Source organism: Leisingera aquaemixtae (assembly GCF_019801145.1).
In the GTDB taxonomy this organism is placed as follows: domain Bacteria; phylum Pseudomonadota; class Alphaproteobacteria; order Rhodobacterales; family Rhodobacteraceae; genus Leisingera; species Leisingera aquaemixtae_A.
The window spans coordinates 254,777-273,683 of the sequence record NZ_JAHVJQ010000005.1 but is presented as its reverse complement, the minus strand read 5'-3'; the positions used below and the strand labels follow the sequence as shown (position 1 = coordinate 273,683).

The 18,907-nt window shown below is 63.4% G+C and carries 16 protein-coding genes; 6 read left to right on the top strand and 10 right to left on the bottom strand.

Annotation, left to right across the window (positions count from 1 at the left end; translation table 11 throughout):
- Positions 1–15: 15 nt before the first annotated feature.
- The 6 genes from gcvP to lpdA all read right to left on the bottom strand — a co-directional run bounded on the left by gcvP (position 16) and on the right by lpdA (position 8,222).
- The gene (gene gcvP / locus KUW17_RS14240) at positions 16–2,868 is read right to left on the bottom strand and encodes an aminomethyl-transferring glycine dehydrogenase (RefSeq protein ID WP_222480245.1); all 2,853 of its coding nucleotides are present in this window, start codon (positions 2,866–2,868) and stop codon (positions 16–18) included.
- A 61-nt stretch (positions 2,869–2,929) separates the two neighbouring features.
- Complete coding sequence (gene gcvH, locus KUW17_RS14235; protein WP_222480243.1) at positions 2,930–3,295, bottom strand: glycine cleavage system protein GcvH; 366 nt, start codon at positions 3,293–3,295, stop codon at positions 2,930–2,932.
- Positions 3,296–3,316: 21 nt separating this feature from the next.
- Positions 3,317–4,414: a glycine cleavage system aminomethyltransferase GcvT gene (gene gcvT / locus KUW17_RS14230; protein WP_222480240.1), complete on the bottom strand. Its 1,098-nt coding sequence runs from the start codon at positions 4,412–4,414 to the stop codon at positions 3,317–3,319.
- Positions 4,415–4,482: 68 nt separating this feature from the next.
- Positions 4,483–5,853, bottom strand: coding sequence for an alanine/glycine:cation symporter family protein (locus KUW17_RS14225; RefSeq protein WP_222480238.1), 1,371 nt, complete (start codon positions 5,851–5,853; stop codon positions 4,483–4,485).
- A gap of 25 nt (positions 5,854–5,878) precedes the next feature.
- Positions 5,879–6,823 (bottom strand): lipoyl synthase, encoded by a 945-nt coding sequence (gene lipA / locus KUW17_RS14220; RefSeq protein WP_222480236.1) that lies wholly within the window; start codon positions 6,821–6,823, stop codon positions 5,879–5,881.
- Positions 6,824–6,839: 16 nt separating this feature from the next.
- Positions 6,840–8,222, bottom strand: a complete 1,383-nt coding sequence (gene lpdA, locus KUW17_RS14215; protein WP_222480234.1) for a dihydrolipoyl dehydrogenase — start codon at positions 8,220–8,222, stop codon at positions 6,840–6,842.
- A gap of 173 nt (positions 8,223–8,395) precedes the next feature.
- Between lpdA and KUW17_RS14210 the strand changes: the two genes are divergently transcribed.
- Positions 8,396–9,010 carry a helix-turn-helix domain-containing protein gene (locus KUW17_RS14210; RefSeq protein WP_222480232.1) on the top strand — a complete coding sequence of 205 codons (615 nt, stop codon included), beginning with the start codon at positions 8,396–8,398 and terminating at the stop codon, positions 9,008–9,010.
- 80 nt (positions 9,011–9,090) lie between these two features.
- On the opposite strand, the gene KUW17_RS14205 is transcribed toward KUW17_RS14210, so the two are convergent.
- From KUW17_RS14205 to KUW17_RS14190, 4 genes are all read right to left on the bottom strand, one after another.
- Positions 9,091–10,182: a sensor histidine kinase gene (locus KUW17_RS14205; RefSeq protein ID WP_222480230.1), complete on the bottom strand. Its 1,092-nt coding sequence runs from the start codon at positions 10,180–10,182 to the stop codon at positions 9,091–9,093.
- Positions 10,154–10,645, bottom strand: coding sequence for a response regulator (locus tag KUW17_RS14200; protein WP_222480228.1), 492 nt, complete (start codon positions 10,643–10,645; stop codon positions 10,154–10,156). Before KUW17_RS14200 ends, KUW17_RS14205 begins: the two co-directional genes overlap by 29 nt.
- Before the next feature lie 109 nt (positions 10,646–10,754).
- Positions 10,755–11,486, bottom strand: coding sequence for a response regulator (locus tag KUW17_RS14195; RefSeq protein WP_261397212.1), 732 nt, complete (start codon positions 11,484–11,486; stop codon positions 10,755–10,757).
- A 478-nt stretch (positions 11,487–11,964) separates the two neighbouring features.
- Complete coding sequence (locus KUW17_RS14190) at positions 11,965–14,325, bottom strand: methyl-accepting chemotaxis protein (RefSeq protein ID WP_222480225.1); 2,361 nt, start codon at positions 14,323–14,325, stop codon at positions 11,965–11,967.
- Between the two features lie 415 nt (positions 14,326–14,740).
- Here KUW17_RS14190 and KUW17_RS14185 point away from each other — a divergent pair, with 415 nt between their 5' ends.
- From KUW17_RS14185 to KUW17_RS14165, 5 genes are read left to right on the top strand one after another with little or no spacing between them, the layout of a single operon-like run.
- Positions 14,741–15,028, top strand: coding sequence for an STAS domain-containing protein (locus tag KUW17_RS14185; RefSeq protein WP_222480223.1), 288 nt, complete (start codon positions 14,741–14,743; stop codon positions 15,026–15,028).
- Positions 15,025–15,399 carry a response regulator gene (locus KUW17_RS14180; RefSeq protein WP_222480221.1) on the top strand — a complete coding sequence of 125 codons (375 nt, stop codon included), beginning with the start codon at positions 15,025–15,027 and terminating at the stop codon, positions 15,397–15,399. Before KUW17_RS14185 ends, KUW17_RS14180 begins: the two co-directional genes overlap by 4 nt.
- 1 nt (position 15,400) lies before the next feature.
- Entirely contained in the window at positions 15,401–17,560 is a 2,160-nt protein-coding gene (locus KUW17_RS14175; RefSeq protein ID WP_222480219.1) for a chemotaxis protein CheA, read from the top strand.
- The gene (locus KUW17_RS14170; RefSeq protein ID WP_222480217.1) at positions 17,550–18,032 is read left to right on the top strand and encodes a chemotaxis protein CheW; all 483 of its coding nucleotides are present in this window, start codon (positions 17,550–17,552) and stop codon (positions 18,030–18,032) included. Before KUW17_RS14175 ends, KUW17_RS14170 begins: the two co-directional genes overlap by 11 nt.
- Positions 18,029–18,886 carry a CheR family methyltransferase gene (locus tag KUW17_RS14165; protein WP_222480215.1) on the top strand — a complete coding sequence of 286 codons (858 nt, stop codon included), beginning with the start codon at positions 18,029–18,031 and terminating at the stop codon, positions 18,884–18,886. The genes KUW17_RS14170 and KUW17_RS14165 overlap by 4 nt, the downstream gene beginning before the upstream one ends.
- Positions 18,887–18,907 lie beyond the last annotated feature (21 nt).

Sequence of the window (18,907 nt, the reverse complement as noted above, 5' to 3'; positions counted from 1 at the left end):
CAGGACGTCCTGGGCTTACTCTTCTTCGTAGTCCGACATCGGCGGGCAGGTGCAGACCAGGTGACGGTCGCCATAGGCGTTGTCCACCCGGTTCACCACCGGCCAGTATTTGTCGACACCGAGGTTGCCCGGCGGGAAGCAAGCCTGCTCGCGGCTGTAGGGGCGGTCCCATTCGCCGACCAGGTCGCGCACCGTGTGCGGCGCGTGCTTGAGCGGGTTGTTGTCGGCGTCAATCTTGCCGTCGATGATGTCCTGCGCCTCTTGCCGGATCGACAGCATGGCATCGCAGAAGCGGTCCAGCTCATCCTTGGGCTCGGACTCGGTCGGCTCCACCATCAGCGTGCCGGCCACCGGCCAGGACATGGTCGGGGCGTGGAAGCCCGAGTCGACCAGACGCTTGGCGATGTCGTCAACGGTGACTTTGCCTTCTTCGTCCAGCGGACGGGTGTCCAGGATGCACTCATGCGCCACACGGCCCGTTTCCGAGGTGTAGAGGATCTTGTAGGCATCCTTGAGACGGGCTGCGATGTAGTTCGCGTTCAGGATCGCAACCTTGGTCGCCTGAGTCAGCCCCGCGCCGCCCATCAGCAGGCAATAGGCCCAGCTGACCGGCAGGATCGAGGGCGAGCCGAACGGAGCCGCCGAAACCGGACCCACTGCAGTGCCGTATTCCGGATGGCCCGGCAGGTGCTCTTCCAGGTGCGCCTTGACGCCGATCGGACCCATGCCGGGGCCGCCGCCGCCATGCGGAATGCAGAAGGTCTTGTGCAGGTTCAGGTGCGAAACGTCGCCGCCGATCTTGCCCGGCTGGGCCAGGCCCACCATGGCGTTCATGTTGGCGCCGTCGATATAGACCTGGCCGCCGTGATCGTGGGTGATCTGGCAGACTTCCTGCACGGTTTCTTCAAACACGCCGTGGGTCGACGGGTAGGTAATCATGCAGGCCGCCAGGTTCGCGGAATGCTCGTCGGCTTTGGCGCGGAAGTCGGCGACGTCGATATTGCCGCTGTCGTCCGATTTCACCGGAACCACCCTGTAGCCCACCATCTGTGCCGACGCCGGGTTGGTGCCGTGCGCGGAGGTCGGGATAAGGCAGATGTTGCGGTGCGCTTCGCCCCGGGCCGCGTGGTAGTTGCGGATGGTCAGCAGGCCCGCGTATTCGCCCTGCGCACCGGAGTTCGGCTGCTGGGAGATCGCGTCATAGCCGGTGATCTGGCAAAGCTTGTCGTTCAGATCGGCGATCATCTGGTGGTAGCCCTGCGCCTGGTCTTCCGGGCAGAAGGGGTGCAGGTTGCCGAATTCCGGCCAGGTGACCGGGATCATTTCGATGGTCGCGTTCAGCTTCATGGTGCAGGACCCCAGCGGGATCATTGCACGGTCCAGCGCCAGGTCGCGGTCGGCCAGGCGGCGCATGTAGCGGGTGATCTCTGCCTCGGCCCGGTTCTTGTGGAAAATCGGGTGGGTCAGATATTCGCTTTCACGCAGCGCATAGTCGGGCAGGCGGTAGGCGCGGTTCTTGACGCTGTCGTCTTTCTTCTCGATGCCAAAGGCACCCCAGACCGCTTCGATGGTTTCCGGGCGGGTCTGCTCGTCCAGCGAGATGCCGATGTGGCTGTCGCCTATCTTGCGCAGGTTCACGCCGCGGGCAACCGCTGCTTCCATGACAGTCTTCTGCAGCGGGCCGACCTCGACGGTGATGGTGTCGAAGAAGACTTCCGGCTGCACCTTGAAGCCATGCTCCTCGAGGCCTGCGGCCAGGCGCGAGGTCTTGCGGTGCACCGACTGGGCAATTGCCTTGATGCCGTCAGGGCCGTGGTAGACCGCGTACATCGACGCGATGACAGCCAGCAGCGCCTGTGCGGTACAGACGTTGGAGTTGGCCTTTTCGCGGCGGATGTGCTGTTCGCGGGTCTGCAGCGCCAGGCGGTAGGCCTTGTTGCCGCGCGCATCGACCGACACGCCGATGATGCGGCCGGGCATGGCGCGCTTCAGCTTGTCGGTGGTTGCCATATAGGCGGCGTGCGGGCCGCCATAGCCCATCGGAACGCCAAAACGCTGGGTGGAGCCGATGGCAATGTCAGCGCCCATCTCGCCGGGCGACTTCAGCAGCGCCAGCGCCAGGATGTCAGCAGCAACAACGGCGATGCCCTTGTGCTCGTGGATGGCTTCGATTTCCTGAGTGAAATCGCGCACATGGCCGTAGGTGCCGGGATACTGGAAGATCGCGCCAAAGACCGCGCCCGGGTCCAGTTCGTCCGGATCGGCAACCACAACGTCGATGCCCAGGGGCTCGGCGCGGGTCTGGATCACGGCGACGGTCTGCGGGTGGCAGTTCTTGTCGACGAAGAAGGCCGCGTTGTTCGCCTTGGAGCGCGAGCCGCGGTGCGCCATTGCCATGGCTTCGGCTGCAGCGGTGGCTTCGTCCAGCAGCGATGCGTTGGCGATGTCCAGGCCGGTCAGGTCGCTGACCATGGTCTGGAAGTTCAGCAGCGCCTCGAGACGGCCCTGGGAAATTTCCGGCTGGTAGGGGGTGTAGGCGGTGTACCAGGCCGGGTTTTCCAGGATGTTGCGCAGGATCGGCGCCGGGGTGGTGGTGCCGTAGTAGCCCTGGCCGATCAGCGAGGTCAGCACCTTGTTCTTGGAGGCCACCTGCTTCATGTGGAAGAGGGCGTCGCGCTCGGTCATTGCCGGACCCCAGTCCAGCGCCTCTTTCTGGCGGATGGCGGGCGGCACGGTGGCGTCGATCAGCTCGTCCAGGGTTTTAAAGCCGATCACCTGCAGCATATCGCGCATCTCGGTCGGAGACGGGCCGATATGGCGCCGGTTGGCGAAGTCATAGGCTTCGTAATCGGTAAGTTTGAAGGCCATGTCTATGGGTCCTTGTGAGGGGCAATGGACCCCGCCGGGCGGTCCGGCGGGGAAGGGGAGCTTAGCCGATCAGGGCCTTGTAGCCGTCCAGATCCATCAGATCGTCCAGCTGGGACGCGTCCGACAGCTTGATCTTGTAGATCCAGGCATCGCCTTCCGGGCTTTCGTTCAGGGCGCCGGGGTTGTCGGCCAGGGCTTCGTTCACCTCGATCACTTCGCCGTCCAGCGGCGCATAGATCTCGGAGGCGGCCTTCACCGACTCGATGACGCCGATCTCGCCGCCCTTTTCGAACTCCTCACCCGCTTCGCGCTGCTCGACGAAGACAACTTCGCCCAGCTGGTCGGCGGCGTGCTGGGTGATGCCCAGGGTTGCCACGTCACCTTCGACGGTGATCCATTCATGCTCTTCAGAGTAATAGGTGGCCATGTTGACTCTCCTGATGATGTCTTAGCGTTTGTAGTTCTGAGTAACGAATGGCAGGGCGACGATTTCTGCCGGCTGCGCCTTGCCGCGGATGATGAGGTTCACCTTGGTGCCTGCGGCGCTTTGATCTGCCGCAACGTAGCCCATGGCAACCGGGCCGCCGACGGTGGGGCCGAAGCTGCCAGAGGTGATGGCGCCCAGAGTATCGCCGCTTTCGCTTTGGATTTCCACGCCCTGGCGGGCGGGAGCGCGGCCTTCGGGCTTGATGCCGACGAGTTTTTTGGCGGCGCCTTCGGCCAGTTCCTTCTGGATGCGGGCAGCCCCGGGGAAGCCGCCTTCTTCCTTGCGGCGCTTCTGGATCGCCCAGGACAGCGACGCCTCGATCGGCGAGGTCGACTGGTCGATGTCGTTGCCATAGAGGCAGAGGCCGGCTTCCAGGCGCAGGCTGTCGCGGGCGCCCAGGCCTGCGGGCTCGCAGTCGTCATGGGCCAGGAACAGTTTCGACACGCGGATCGCGTCGGCTTCCGGGATCGAGATCTCGTAGCCGTCCTCGCCGGTGTAGCCCAGGCGCGAGATGCGGCATTCGACGCCGCCGATCTCGGCAATGGTGGTTTCCATGAACTTCAGCTCACGGGCGGCGGGACACAGCTCGCCCACAACGTCCTCGGCCTTGGGGCCTTGCACGGCAACCAGCGCGCGGTCGAAGATCTCGGTCACTTCGACGCCGTCCAGGTTGGCCCGCATGTGCGGAATGTCCTGGTGGCGCAGGGCGGCGTTCACCACGACAAAGTAGTGGTCGCCGGCGTTGGAGACGATCAGGTCGTCCATGATGCCGCCGTCCTCGTTGGTGAAGAAGCCGTAGCGCGCCTTGCCTTCTTTAAGACCGGCATAGGCCTGCGGGCAGAGCGTTTCCAGCTTCTCGCCCACGTTTTCACCGCGCAGGATCACCTGGCCCATGTGGGAGACATCGAACAGCGCGGCCTTTTCGCGGCACTGCTTGTGCTCGCCCATGATGCCCATGGGATACTGGACCGGCATTTCCCAGCCGGCGAAGTCGACCATCTTGCCGCCAAGCTCGACGTGCAGGTCATAAAGCGGGGTGCGTTTGGGTGCGTCGGTCATCCTGTGCAGCCTTTGAATTGTATGGTTTCGGGGTGGAGGAGGGCGCAGGACGCGCCCTCCCGGAGAGGTTATTCAGCAGCGTGGCTGGCTTCTTCCGATTTCCCGCCGGTGGCAAAGAACTCTTTCGTCACCTTGAAGACGATCGGGCTCAGCAGGGCCAGGGCGATCAGGTTCGGGATGGCCATCATCGCGTTCAGCGTGTCAGCCAGCAGCCAGATGAAGCCCAGGTCGGCGGTGGCACCGAAGTAGATCGCGACGATCCACAGGATGCGGTAGGGCAGCATGACCTTCACACCGAACAGGAACTCCATGCACTTCTCGCCATAATAGGACCAACCCAGGATGGTGGTGAAGGCAAAGATCGACAGCGCGATGGCGATCAGGTAGCCGCCAAAGCCGGGCAGCGAAGTCTCGAACGCCAGCGAGGTCAGCGCCGCACCGGATTCACCCGAGGTCCAGGCGCCGGAGGCGATGATCGCCAGGCCGGTGATCGAGCAGACGATGATGGTGTCGATGAAGGTGCCCAGCATTGCGATCAGGCCCTGGTTGACCGGACCTTTGGTCTCAGCCGCTGCGTGGGCGATCGGGGCGGAACCCAGGCCTGCTTCGTTGGAGAAGACGCCACGGGCCACACCAAAACGGATTGCCGCCCAGACTGCCGCACCGGCAAAACCGCCTTCGGCTGCCGACGGGGTGAAGGCATGGGTGAAGACCAGGCCGAACGCGGAGCCGATGGCGTCAGCGTTGACGACCAGCACGATCAGGCCTGCAATGATGTAGCTGACCGCCATGAACGGAACCAGCTTGCCTGCCACCGCGCCGATGCGGGTGATGCCGCCCAGGATCACGGCGCCGGTCAGCACCATCAGCACCACGCCGGTGACAGAGGTGTTGAAGCCGAAGTTGGTTTCCAGCACTTGCGCCACGCCGTTGGCCTGCACACCGTTGCCGATGCCGAAGGCCGCGATGGAGCCGAACACGGCAAAGGCAACGCCCAGCCAGGCCCATTTCGCGCCGAGGCCGTTCTTGATGTAGTACATCGGGCCGCCGACATAGTTGCCCTCTTCGTCGCGCTCGCGGTATTTCACGGCGCAGACGGCCTCGGAATACTTGGTGGCCATGCCGACCAGCGCGGTCATCCACATCCAGAACAGCGCGCCGGGGCCGCCGAGGAACACGGCGGTGGCGACGCCTGCAATGTTGCCGGTGCCGATGGTGGCCGACAGCGCGGTCATCAGCGCGTTGAACGGGGTGATCTGGCCTTCGCCGGTGCCTTCACGGCCCTTGAACATCAGGCCAAAGCCCATGCCCAGTTTCCGGATCGGCATGAACTTCAGGCCGACCTGAAGGAAGAAGCCGACGCCCAGAATGAGGACCAGCATCATCGGCCCCCAAACCACGCCGTTTACGGCTCCTACGATTGAATTTAACGCTTCCATGGGTCTCCTCCCGCTTGCGTTAAGGTTATTTGCCCTTTGCCAAGGCCATCTGACGGGCCTCTTTCAGGGCGGTAAAATCTTCATCCGCGTGGAACGAAGAGCGGGTCAGCGGTGTGGCTGACACATGCAAAAAGCCCTTGGAGCGCGCGATCTGTTCCAGTTGCGCAAATTCCTCCGGCGACCAGAAACGGTCGATCGGGTGGTGTTTGGGGGTGGGCTGCAAATACTGGCCGACGGTCAGGAAATCGACCTGGGCCGCGCGCAGGTCGTCCATCACCTGGCGCACGTCTTCCAGTGTTTCGCCGAGGCCGACCATGATGCCGGACTTGGTGAACAGCTGCGGGTTGGCGCGCTTGGCGTCATCCAAGAGCCGCAGCGAGGTGTAATAGCGCGCGCCGGGGCGCACGCGGGGATACAGCCGCGGCACGGTTTCCAGGTTGTGGTTGAACACATCCGGCGCCGCCTCGAACACCGTCTGCGCCGCCTCGCCCTTGCCCAGGAAATCCGGGGTCAGCACCTCGATGGTGGTGCCCGGATTCTGGTGGCGGGTGGCGCGGATCGTCTGGGCGATATGCTCCGCCCCGCCGTCCGCCAGATCATCGCGGTCTACGGAGGTGATCACAACATGGCGCAGGCCCAGCTTCTTGACCGCCGCTGCCACCCGGCCCGGCTCGAACGCATCCAGAGTGTCCGGCTTGCCGGTGGTCACGTTGCAGAAAGAGCAGCCGCGGGTGCAGATCTCGCCCATGATCATCATGGTGGCGTGGCGCTTCGACCAGCACTCGCCGATGTTGGGGCAGGCGGCCTCTTCGCAGACAGTGGCCAGATCATGTTCCCGCATCAGTTTGCGGGTCTCATAGTATTCCGCGCTTTCGATCTTTTTCGTGCGGATCCACTGGGGTTTGCGCGGGATGGCGCTGTCGGCCCTGTGGGCCTTTTCGGGGTGGCGGGGGCGCAGCTGGATTGTCATCTGGCGGACCTCCGGATTAGGCGTGAATGGCGCGGCCAAGCGCGTCGAGGCAGGCTTCCTTCACCGCTTCGCCCATCGCAGGGTGCGCGTGGCAGGTTCGTGCAACTTCCTCGATGGTAGCGCCTTTGGTCATTGCCAGCACCAGCTCGGCAATCAGGTCGCCGCCATGCGCGCCGCAGATATGGGCGCCGAGGATCTTGCCCTCCGGCGTTGCCAGCACCTTCACCGCACCGTCAGTTTCACCGGTCGAGCGGGCGCGGGAGTTGGCCATGAAGGCAAACTTGCCGGAGATGTACTCGGTGCCCGCCTCTTTCAGCGCTTCCTCGGTCTGGCCGACGGAGGCAACCTCCGGATCGGTGTAAACCACACCTGGGACGGTGTTGTAATCCACATGGCCGTGTTCGCCTGCCAGCATCTCGACACAGGCAACGCCGTCTTCCTCGGCCTTGTGCGCCAGCATCGGGCCGGGCACGCAGTCGCCGATGGCATAGACACCGGGAACCGAGGTCTGGAAGGTTTCATCCACCTCGATGAAGCCGCGTGCGTTGATCGAGACCCCCAGGCCTTCCAGGCCGAGGCCGCGGGTCACCGGGCGGCGGCCGATGGCAACCAGAACCTTGTCCGCCTCGATCTGCTCCTGGCTGTCCTTACCGACGCGGTCCACGGTCAGGGTCAGGCCGTTTTCGCCTTTTTCGACAGCTTTCAGCGCGCGGCCCAGCTGGAACTTCAGACCGCGCTTGCTCAGTGCGCGCTGGGACAGTTTGGCGATCTCGCCATCAATGCCGGGCAGAATGCGGTCAAGGTATTCCACCACCGTCACCTTGGAACCAAGGCGTGACCAGACCTGACCGAGTTCAAGCCCGATCACGCCGGCGCCGATTACCACCAGATGCTCCGGCGCGGCTTCCAGCGCCAGCGCTCCGGTGCTGCTCAGCACGTCCACCTCGTCGATCTCCACGCCAGGGAGGGGGCTGGGTTCCGAACCGGTGGCAATCAGAATGTTCTTGGCTGTGTAGGTATCGTCGCCCACTTGCACCTGGCCGGGGGCCGGAATGCTGGCCCAGCCTTCGATGTGGTCGACGCCGTTCTTCTTGAACAGGAAGGCGATGCCCTTGGTCAGGTCACCGACAATCTTGTCCTTGCGGGCCATCAGCACGCCCAGATCCAGGCTGGCGCCCTCAACGGCAATGCCATGCGCGGCAAGGTGGGACAGTTCGGCATATTTGCCCGAGGAGGTCAGCAGCGCCTTGGAGGGAATGCAGCCGACGTTCAGGCAGGTGCCGCCCAGAGAACCGCGGCCTTCGACGCAGGCAACCTTAAGGCCCAGCTGCGCTGCGCGGATCGCTGCGACATAACCGCCCGGACCGGCTCCGATCACGATCAGATCATATGCACTCATGTGGTTTCTCCTCCGAAAAGCGGTCCAGGACCGGCACGTGTCCCGTCGTATGCGACGCTGTGTTCCCTATAGGAAACTTTTTCCCTTTTGCAAACGAAAAGTATGATCACGGAAATTTTGACCCGCAGATGCATCAAAGCTAAGGTATTTGCGGATCAGGAGATTTCGCATAAATGGAACCAATTCCCTCTGAAGAAACAGGACTGGGTCCCGACACTGCCGAGGCCCCGGACGGGGAAATTCTCGGCAAAATGATTCGCGACGCCCGCAAGGAGAAGGGGCTGACGCTGGAGGAAGCGGCCAAGGCTGCGGCCATCGGAAGGTCCACCTTGTCGAAGATCGAGAATAACCAGACCCGCCCAAGTTTCGAGATCATCCGCCGCCTGATGCAGACCCTGGAGCTGGAAACGCCGCAGCTGTTTGTGCAGTCCAGCCAGAGCGGTGTCACCGGGCGCCGGGATTTCACCCGCACCGGCGAGGGTGAGCACAAGGAAACCACCACCTACGACCACGAGCTCTTGTGCAGCGAGCTGACCAGCAAACGCATGGTGCCCTATATCAGCACCATCAAGGCGCGGGATGTGACCGAGTTTGACAATTGGGTGCGCCACCAGGGGGAGGAGTTCATGTTCGTACTGAGCGGCGAGCTGATCCTCTACACCGAACACTACCGGCCGCTGCGCATGGGGCCGGGCGACTCGGTCTATTACGACAGCGGCATGGGCCATGGCTGTGTCTCGGTCAGCAAGGAAGACGCCAGGGTCCTCTGGGTGTCGCTGGAAGGGTAGGCGGCTGGTCCCTGAGGTGCGGGTGCGCCAGAGGCAGCGGGCCGCAGCGGGCCTCGGTCGGCCAAGACACGCCGCCGCAGTCAGGCAGGCTCACGGGCCTGACTGGTGTCCAGGCTGATCGTGAAACGGATTGTCGTGCCGTTTTCCCTTTGCAGGTCGCACCAGATCAGCCCCTTGTGGCGCTTGGCGATCTTGGCGCAAGTTGCCAGACCGAGGCCGGTGCCGGGCTGCTCGCTGCCGCGCTGCAAGCGTTTGAACGGCTCAAAGATCCTTTCCCGGTACTCCGGCGGCACGCCGATCCCGTTGTCTGCGACAGAGATCATCACGCCCGGATGGGCCGGTTCGGCGGTCACGGTGATTTCAGGTGTCCTGCCGCCGCTGTACTTGATGGCGTTGCCGATCAGGTTCTGCAGCAGCTGGACGATTTCCGGCGGAAAGCACAACACGCTCAGCCCGCCAGATTGCCAGTCGATCCGGGCGCCGGATGCCGCCAGGTCCTGCGCCAGAACCGCACGCAGGCTGTCGAACAGGCTGTCGACTGTGACACGCTCTGCCCGGCCTTCGCTGTGCGGGTTGATATGGCTGGCCAGGCGTTCGATCAGTTCTGAGGTCTTGTTCACGGATTTCTTCATCAGGTCGAACTGCCGGGCAACCTCGTCCAGGTCGCCTTCAAGGTACTCCTCCTGGATCTGATCGCTCAGGAACTTGATCGCCCGCAGCGGCGCCCGCATGTCGTGAACCAGCACGTCGGAGAACAGCCGCAGCTCATTTTGCTGTTCCTGGATCCGCCACCGCATGTCCGCGACATTCAGCCCGTTTGCGATCATCCGCTTGAGCGCTTCCGCGCTGAGAGCCGATTTGGGGATGTAATCGCTGGCCCCGGCCAGGATGACGCTTTTTGCAATCTCCTCGTCTCCGTGGCCGGTGGTCATGAACAGAACCGCCCGCGGCCAGGTTTCATTGAGCCGGGAAATCAGATCAAGCCCGGTGCCGTCCGGCAGGAGGTAGTCCAGGAAGATCACATCAGCCGGGCGCCCGGCATGGCTCAGCGCCCGTTCCCCGCTTTCAGCTTCGGTGATCCTTGCGTCCTGGTGCACCTGCTTCAGCAGCCTGCGCATCAGTTTCCGGTCACCGGCGTCATCGTCAACGATCAGGATGTTGAGAGCCGTCATCGGATACCTTCTTAATGTGAATTTCTGGCAGTTCGACAATGCGCCAGTAGCTGTCGAGTGTTGTCATGAGGTCGGAAAACATCTCGCCAGCCTTGGACTTGAGAATGTAGCCGGCGACATTGTTGGCGTAGGCGTCAGAGATATCGCGCTGGTCGTCCGAGGTCGTCAGCACAATGAACAGAATGTCGTGCAGAACCGGGTCGGCACGGATTTCCCGCAGCAGTTCGATACCGTTCTTGCGCGGCATGTTGATGTCGCTCAGCACCACGAAATGCGGCGGTGGAACCTGGCTCATCTCTCCGCGCAGGAAGGCCAGTGCCTCGACCCCGTCCACAAACCGGGTGATCGGATTGGCGATTTTCGCCCGCTCGAAAGCCCGGCGCAGGGCCTTTGCGTCGCCGTCGTCATCCTCCACCAGGATGATGTTAAGGGCGGGACGGGTGGCGGTGGGCGAACGCTGCATCTCTTTTCCATTGCTTGTTGCAGGCCGCTTCAGCGGCCTGGCCCGGCAGGGGGCTCCGGGCAAATCCTGCGGTGCTGCGGCCTGACAGGCTGCCGGCAGCCGCAGGCCGCTATTGAAGCAGGTTCGGTGAAACGCGGGCGGTAACGTGCCGGGTGTCCTCGATCACGCTGTCCAGATCGTCCATGAACGCCACCAGGTCCTTGCAGCTGCGCTCAAGCATCGAGACATCCGACAGTACTGATGGCGGCACGCTGTCATCCTGCCGTGCCTGCGACTTGACCACACGGACCCCCGCAAGTGTCCGGCTCAGCAGCAGCCTGAGGTCGGGGCCGCAGCCAACGATGAAGCGCTGGAAGATCCGTTTCAGCTCCTTTTCCGATGCCCGCGCGCTGGACAGTTGGCCGTAAAGCGCCCGCCGTTCGATGGCCGAGGCAATGGATTTGATCAGGGCGTCCGTGGACAGTTCTTCCTTGACGATGTAATCCGCGCAGCCCCGCCGCATCGCCTCGACAGCAATGGAATAGCTGGTGACGCTGGTCAGCATGATGGGAACCGCTTGAACCTGCTCTTCATGGGTCAGCAGCAGCTTCAGCGCGTCCAGGCCGGTGTCCATGCCCAGGTTATGGTCCAGGAACACCAGGTCGAACTGCTCCCGGTCAAGCAGCAGGCTCATTTCATCCAGATTGGCAGCTTCAAAGAATTCAGCCTCCATCCCGGCCTTCCGGCACAGCTTCTTCAGGCGCAGCCTGTCAATCTCGTCGTCATCAACCGACAGGATGTTCAGGACGACGGGCTGCATGAACGGCGGTGCGGCCACGTCCGTAAAATGGTTGTTGTTCATCCAGATACCCCTTTAAATTTGCACTGTTCCCGGATCCGGGATTAGACAGAGATCTACACCCATAGGTAGTGTTTAGCCATACGCATCTCTTTAAGGTTTATTATCTGAGGGGATTTACTTAAAGAAAACTAAGTAATTGCAGATGCTTGCCTTATTTTGCGGTGCCTATGCGGTGGTCCGCAGGAATTTGCGAAAACTTTATGTGGCGGGAGGCCGCCGGTCGCCACCGGTTCTGGCGCCGCCAGACTGTTGAAAATTTGTACTAAATGAAGGGGCGGAGCGGCTGCTGGTGCAGGACCAGACGGGGGCCCGGCCCGGGTTTTCTGCAGCTTTGCCATTTGGGGCGGTGTACGGCAGTTTAGCTGCCCGCTGGCCGGTTCTCCCGCTGCAGGAATTGCCGCAACATCCATCGCCCCGTGCGAAACCTGCAGGGGCAGCGGTTTGGCGCCGGCGGACCGGCGCCCAACAGCGGCTGGCCTTAGAAGTCCTGCCAGAGATCGCGGGCGGCGTTGCCGTTCGCGGCGGCGGCGGGGGCCGGGCTGGCCTCGATCTGCCAGTCGTCCTCGCCGTGCGCCGAGGGCGCCGGCCTGGCGGCGGGGGCAGGCTTGGCGGCCGCCGCCGGGCGGGCCGTCAGGGTCCCGCCGGAGACCCGGAAATGCGCCACCAGCTCGGCCAGCTTGGCGGCATCGGTGTTCAGCATGTGGCCCGCCGCGGTGGCCTCTTCCACCATCGCCGCGTTCTGCTGGGTGACCTGATCGAGCTGGGTGACGCCGGTGTTGATCTCGTTGAGGCCGGTGGACTGCTCCGCGGCGCCTTCGGCAATGCCGGAGACCAGCTGCGAGATATGGGTTACCTGCTCGACGATGCTCTGCAGCGCCTCGCCGGCCTTGCCGACCAGGTCGACGCCGCGCTCCACCTGCTTGGAGCTGTCGGAAATCAGCGTCTTGATCTCCATCGCCGCATCCGAGGAGCGCTGCGCCAGGGCGCGCACTTCGCTGGCCACCACCGCAAAGCCCTTGCCGGCCTCGCCCGCCCGCGCCGCCTCGACGCCCGCATTGAGCGCCAGCAGGTTGGTCTGGAAGGCGATGTCGTCGATCACCGAGATGATCTGGCTGATGTGGTTCGAGGACTGCTCGATCTCGGTCATCGCCGAGACCGCGCTCTGCACCACTTCGCGGTTGTTCTCCGCCTCGGTGCGGGCCTCGGCCATGGTCGCCTCGACGCTGCGGGCGCCGTCGGCGGCGGATTTCACCGAGGCCGTCAGCTCGTCCAGCGCCGCCGCGGTCTGCTCCAGCGTCGCCGCCTGGCTTTCGGTGCGGTGCGACAGGTCGTCGGAGGCCTGGCTGATCTCGGCGGCGCCGTTGCGGATGCTGCCGGAGGCCTCGATCACCTGCTGCACGGTGGCGCTGAGGTTGCTGACGGTGCTGTTGAAGTTCTGCCGCAGCTGCTCGTATTCCGCCGGGAAGGCAGAGGTGATCGGCTGCGAGAAATCGCCGCCGGCGAGCTGCACCAGGCCGCTGCTCAGGCTTTCGACCACCTGCTGCTGCTGGCGCTGCATCTCGGCGCGCTCCTCCTCGGCGGCGCGGGCCAGCTTCAGGTCGTCCTGCATCGACACCAGCGTCTTGCCGATCTTGCCGATCTCGTCGCCGCGCCCGGCTGCCGCGACCTCAATGTCCAGCTCGCCGGAGGACACCGCCTCCATATCGGCGCAGATCCGGTCGATCGGTTTGGTCACAGACCGCGCGAACAGCCAGCCGAAGATCGACATGCCGCCGGCGCAGATCAGCGATGCCAGCAGCAGCATGTTGCGCTTCTCGGCCGCCGGCGCCATCAGTTCCGCCCAGTCCTGTTCGGCAATGATTGCCCAGTTGGCGAAGGCCAGCGGCAGCGGCTCGGAATAGGCCAGAACTTTTTGACCGTTGAGACCGCTTACGCCGCGCAGAACATGGGATTCTCCGTCAAAGGCTTTCTGCACCTGCTCAGTGTCCGGCAGCTGCGACAGCACGTCAAAGCCGCCTTCAAACCGGGAGTTGGTCCGCGCCAGCATGTCCTCACCCGCCAGATAGATCTGGGTGGTGCCGCCCATGCCCTGCTCGTTGTTGACGATGGCGCCCAGCAGGTCCACCGGGATCTGCACTGCCAGCACACCGACGGTGAGGTTGGCGTCATTCACAACCGGCGAGGCCGCAAAAGCCGCTGCTGCACCGCCAGAGGGCGCATAAGGCATCATGTCGGCAAAGAACACCTCGCCGCGGCTGCCTTCCAGCGCGCTGCGGTAAACATCGGCCAGGCCTGAATCCTTGAACGGGCCGGTCATCATGTTGGTGCCGAAGTCGTTTTCCTTGAACACCGAGTAGACGATGTCGCCCGCGAGGTTGATCAGGAAGGCGTCATAGTAGCCCTTGCTTTCGATCAGGGTCTTGTAGGCCGGATGAAAGGTCTCGTGATGCATGTGGTACGGCGACTCACCCTTGCCGCGCAGCAGCAGATGCTTCTGCCCGACCGGGTTCGGGTTGTCGCCGATATAGGCCTGGCGCAGGATCTGGCCCGGGTTCCCGTCGAGGTCATTCCAGGTCATCGTCAGCCATTCGATGGCAGTCGCCGTGGAGGGCACCGCGGCCAGGGTCTGCACATCCGCACGGATCCCTGTCAGCAGAGTCTGGACCGAGTATTTCCGGTCCGCCACCATGGACCGGAACTGGTCCTCGGCATTTTGTTCGGCGCTGCGCTGGAAACTGATGGTGCTGATGGTGACGAGAATCGCCGTCACAAGCACACCGAACCCAACAACAAACAGCGGCAATTTATGTGCCAGCTTGAGCGATTTGAACGCTTTCATTCCGTCCTCCTAAGAGCAATGCGGTCTAGGCCACCGCAAAAGTGATGCCAGCCAGATTGCGGCGCATATGTTAATTTGCCGCTTACGGGGCAGGCTGCCTGCCGCATTTCGGTGCAGAAAACCGCCGGATTCTGCCGCGCTCCGGCGTCACTTTCTGAAGGTCCGGTAAAGATGCATCCGCAGGCTGTGCGCGGTGCCAAAAACACGCCTGCCGCCGCGTCGGCAGGTGATTCTGCCGGCCGTAAAACCACTGATAAAAATTGACGCTATTTCTGCCGCGGATTTGCCGCGGGCCTCCTTATGAATCCCCGCCCGGGCGCAGGCTGCGGCAATCAAATGTTAAGGCCCGCCGCATAAGAATTGCCTCATCGAACTCGAACTGATCGCCGACAACGGGGGGTGCGAATCGCCGAAAATGACTACGGAAACGCAAAAGCACATTTTGGACCTGCCAAACGCTTTCGCGGAGCTGGATCCGCTGATCGCCTTTCTGCAAGGCGCCCGCGCCCAGGCAGTTGAAATCGACTGCCGCGGCGTTGCCCTGATGCCGTCGCGCTGCCTGCAGCTTCTGCTCGGCGCGGAGCAGCAGTGGCGGTCCGAGGGGGTAGGCTTCTCAGTCACCAACATCACCGAAACCTGCCGCAAGTCCCTGACGCTTCTGGGGCTGGAGCCCAACCGTTTTGAAGACGAGGAAACAGCATGAAGACCAAAGTTCTGGCAATCGACGATTCCCGCACCATCAGGAATCTGCTGGCCGCAACCCTGGAAGAAGCCGGCTTTGAATACCACTGCGCGGTCGACGGCCGCGAAGGCGTGGACATGTACCCCGACGTGGCGCCGGATGTGGTGATCACCGACATCAACATGCCCAACCTCGACGGCTTCGGCGTGATCGAGGAGCTGCGCGGCGACGGCATCAACTCCAAGGTGCCGATCCTGGTGCTGACCACTGAAAGCGCACCGGAGCTGAAGGCCCGCGCCCGCGGCGCCGGCGCCACCGGCTGGATCACCAAGCCGTTCGACGACGCGTCGCTGATCTTTGCCCTCAAGCGCGTGACCGGAGCCGCGGCCTAAGATGTCGGGGTCGATTCAGGATACCTTCTTTGAGGAGTGCGAAGAGCTCCTCGAAGCAACGGATGAGGGGCTGACCGCCATCGAAGGAGGCGATCACGACCCTGAGGTTGTCAACGCGATCTTCCGGGCCGTGCACTCGATCAAGGGCGGCGCCGGGGCCTTCGGCCTCGATGACCTGGTGGCCTTTGCCCACCGGTTCGAGACCGTGTTTGACGAGGTGCGCTCGAACCGGCTGGATCTGGACGAGAAGCTGATCCAGCTGCTGCTGCGCGCCAGCGACCATCTGTCGGCGCTGGTCGAAGCCGCCCGCGACGGCGGCCAGATCGACGAGGCGCATCACGACACCCTGCTGGCTGCGCTGGATGAATACATCCCCGAAGAAGAGGAAGACCTCACCTTCGAGCCGATGGGCCTTGGCGGCCCGGCGCCGATGATGGACCTCGGCGATCTCGGCGCCGCCCCGGCAGTGCCGCAGGAGGAGACCTACCGGATCCGCTTCCAGCCGCTGAAGGAAATGTACGGCACCGGAAACGAGCCGTTCTTCCTGTTCCAAGCGCTGAAGGACATGGGGGAGCTGACCGTCCAGTTGGACGAGAACGAGCTGCCCGGTTTCGACGCGATGGACATGGGCGAAAGCTATCTGGCCTGGGACCTAGTGCTGGTCACCAAGGAGCCGCGCTCGGTGGTCGAAGCGGTGTTCGAATTTGTCGAAGGCCTGTGCGAGCTGTCGATCGCAGGCGACGGCGATGCAGAGGCGGAAGCCAATGCGCTGGCCGCGCTCGATGCGATGTTCGCCGCGCCGCCCGCCGCTGAGGCTGCAGACGGGGACACCCCTGCCGCCCCTTTTGAAGCGCCGGTCCCCGCACCTGAACCCGAAGCCAAGCCGGCAGCCGCCGAGGAAAAGGCATCGGCCCCGAAAGCCGAGAGCGGCAAACAGGAGCAGCGCGGCGGTCCCAAGCCCACGCTCCGTGTCGAGCTTGAGCGGGTGGACCGGCTGATCAACGCAGTCGGGGAGCTTATCATCAACCATTCGATGCTGGCCCAGCAGATCGCCAATCTCAACGTGCCCGACACCCGGGACGTCGAGACCGAGCTGGAAGGCTTCAAGAACCTGGCGCGCGACATCCAGGAAGGCGTCATGGCCATCCGTGCGCAGCCGGTGAAGCCGCTGTTCCAGCGCATGGCGCGGATCGTCCGCGAGGCCTCTGCCGCCACTGGCAAGACCTGCAAGCTGGTCACCGAAGGCGAGAACACCGAGGTCGACAAGACGGTGATCGAACGGCTGTCCGACCCGCTGACGCACATCCTGCGCAACGCGGTCGACCACGGCGTCGAAAATCCCGATGACCGCGAGGCGGCTGGCAAGTCGAAAACCGGTGAAATCCGGCTGTCGGCATCGCACCGCTCCGGCAGTGTCTGCATCGAGATCAAGGACGACGGCGCCGGCGTGAACCGCCCGCGGGTCAAGCAGATCGCGATCGAAAAAGGGCTGATCCCGGAGAACGCAGAGCTGACCGACGGCGAAATCGACAACCTGCTGTTTGCACCGGGTTTCTCGACGGCCAAGGAGATTTCCAACCTGTCCGGCCGCGGCGTCGGCATGGATGTTGTCAAGAATGCGGTGACCGGCCTTGGCGGGCGCATCAACATCTCTTCCGCCCCGGGCAAGGGTTCCACCTTCACCATCATCCTGCCGCTGACCCTGGCGGTGATGGACGGCATGGTGGTGTCGGTGGCCGATCAGACCATGGTGGTGCCGATCACCTCGATCGTCGAAACCATGCGCGGCAGCGACGACATGATCAACAGCCTGGGCGCCGATGGTACCCTGCTGTCGATCCGCGGCAACTTCGTGCCGATCTGCGATGTCGCCGGCGCTTTGGGCCTCTACCGCGAAAGCGATCAGCAGGCCGGCGTCTACCTGCTGGTGGAAACCGAAACCGGCCAGCGCTGCGCGCTGGCAGTCGATGACATCCACGATCAGCGCCAGGTGGTGATCAAGAGCCTGGACGGCGTCTGCGGGGAAATCCCCGGCGTCGCCGCGGCCACCATCCTGGGCGACGGCAAGATTGCCATGATCCTGGACCCTGAAAGCATCATTGCGGCCTCGCCCACTGCGGCCGCCTTTGACACCGAGCGGAGAATGAGCAATGCAAGCTGAAGTGAAGCAATCTGATCAGGAAGTGAAACACGCTGAACACAGCGAGTTTGTCAGCTTCACTGTGGCCGGGCAGGCCTTCTGCCTGAAGATCACCCAGATCCGGGAGATCCGGCGCTGGTCGCCGGTGACCATCCTGCCGCATGCCCCGGCCGACGTTTTGGGGGTGATGAACCTGCGCGGCGCGGTGATCCCGATCTACGACCTCTCCGCCCGGTTCGGCCTGCAGCAGACCGAAGCCAGCGAGCGCAACGTGGTCATTGTCGTCTCGGTGCACGGCAAGCCGGTCGGCCTGCTGGCCGAGTCGGTCTCCGAGATCATCTCGATCAACCCGGACGACATCCAGGACACCCCGCCGGTGGATAGCCGCAACACGATGGAGTACATCCAGGGCATCATCTCGCATGATGACACCATGGTGCGCATCATCAACCTGGATGCGGTGATCTCAGCGCCGGAGCAGGTGATGCCGTGAGCGCAGAAGGAACCATCACTGCCCCGGCCGGCAGCTTCACGCTCAGCGACCAGGAATTCGAAGCGATTGCGCAGTTCGCGCACAAGCACTTCGGCCTGGCGATGGCGAAAAGCAAGAAGCCGCTGGTGTCGTCGCGCCTGGCCCGCAAGCTGCGCCAGCGCAACATCACCAATTTCAAGGACTACCTCGCCAGCCTGGACGGCCCCAATGCCGACCAGGAGCGCAGCGGGCTGCTGTCGCTGCTGACCACCAATGTGACCCATTTCTTCCGGGAGCCGCATCATTTCGAAACCCTGCGCAACGAGGTGCTGCCGCCGCTGGTGGAACAGGCCCGGCGCGGCGGCCGGGTGCGGCTGTGGTCGGCGGGCTGCTCCAACGGGCAGGAGCCCTATTCGATCGCGATGACGCTGCTGGATGTCTGTCCGGAAGCGGCCAAGCTGGACATCAAGATCCTGGGCACGGACATCGACCCGGTGGTGGTGCGCCATGCCCAGGCGGCCAAATACCCCGAGGACGAGCTGGCCCAGATCGATGCGAAATACAGCAAGCTGGTGCCCAAGCGCGATCCGGACGGGCGGCTGCCGGAGAGCCTGCGCCAGCTGATCACCTTCGGGGTGCTGAACCTGATCGAACCGTTCCCGTTCCGGGGCAAATTCGATGCGATCTTCTGCCGGAATGTCGCAATCTATTTCGACAACCCGACCCAGCAGAAAGTCTGGAGCGCCTTCCAGAATGCCCTGAACCCGGGCGGCACCCTCTTCATCGGTCACTCCGAGCGCATGTCTGGCCCGGCTGCGCAGCACCTGAAGACGGCCGGGATCACCACTTATGTCAACTCACCCGCTGGCAGGTAACCCTGTCCACGGCTGCAAGCA

Excerpts from the sequence above, each read along its gene's own strand:
- KUW17_RS14175 (WP_222480219.1), top strand. The coding sequence starts at position 15,401 with ATGTCGGGGTCGATTCAGGATACCTTCTTTGAGGAGTGCGAAGAGCTC.
- KUW17_RS14195 (WP_261397212.1), bottom strand. The coding sequence starts at position 11,486 with ATGAACAACAACCATTTTACGGACGTGGCCGCACCGCCGTTCATGCAG.
- KUW17_RS14170 (WP_222480217.1), top strand. The coding sequence starts at position 17,550 with ATGCAAGCTGAAGTGAAGCAATCTGATCAGGAAGTGAAACACGCTGAA.
- KUW17_RS14205 (WP_222480230.1), bottom strand. The coding sequence starts at position 10,182 with ATGACGGCTCTCAACATCCTGATCGTTGACGATGACGCCGGTGACCGG.
- KUW17_RS14190 (WP_222480225.1), bottom strand. The coding sequence starts at position 14,325 with ATGAAAGCGTTCAAATCGCTCAAGCTGGCACATAAATTGCCGCTGTTT.
- KUW17_RS14200 (WP_222480228.1), bottom strand. The coding sequence starts at position 10,645 with ATGCAGCGTTCGCCCACCGCCACCCGTCCCGCCCTTAACATCATCCTG.
- KUW17_RS14185 (WP_222480223.1), top strand. The coding sequence starts at position 14,741 with ATGACTACGGAAACGCAAAAGCACATTTTGGACCTGCCAAACGCTTTC.
- KUW17_RS14225 (WP_222480238.1), bottom strand. The coding sequence starts at position 5,853 with ATGGAAGCGTTAAATTCAATCGTAGGAGCCGTAAACGGCGTGGTTTGG.
- gcvP (WP_222480245.1), bottom strand. The coding sequence starts at position 2,868 with ATGGCCTTCAAACTTACCGATTACGAAGCCTATGACTTCGCCAACCGG.
- lipA (WP_222480236.1), bottom strand. The coding sequence starts at position 6,823 with ATGACAATCCAGCTGCGCCCCCGCCACCCCGAAAAGGCCCACAGGGCC.
- gcvT (WP_222480240.1), bottom strand. The coding sequence starts at position 4,414 with ATGACCGACGCACCCAAACGCACCCCGCTTTATGACCTGCACGTCGAG.
- KUW17_RS14210 (WP_222480232.1), top strand. The coding sequence starts at position 8,396 with ATGGAACCAATTCCCTCTGAAGAAACAGGACTGGGTCCCGACACTGCC.
- gcvH (WP_222480243.1), bottom strand. The coding sequence starts at position 3,295 with ATGGCCACCTATTACTCTGAAGAGCATGAATGGATCACCGTCGAAGGT.
- KUW17_RS14180 (WP_222480221.1), top strand. The coding sequence starts at position 15,025 with ATGAAGACCAAAGTTCTGGCAATCGACGATTCCCGCACCATCAGGAAT.
- lpdA (WP_222480234.1), bottom strand. The coding sequence starts at position 8,222 with ATGAGTGCATATGATCTGATCGTGATCGGAGCCGGTCCGGGCGGTTAT.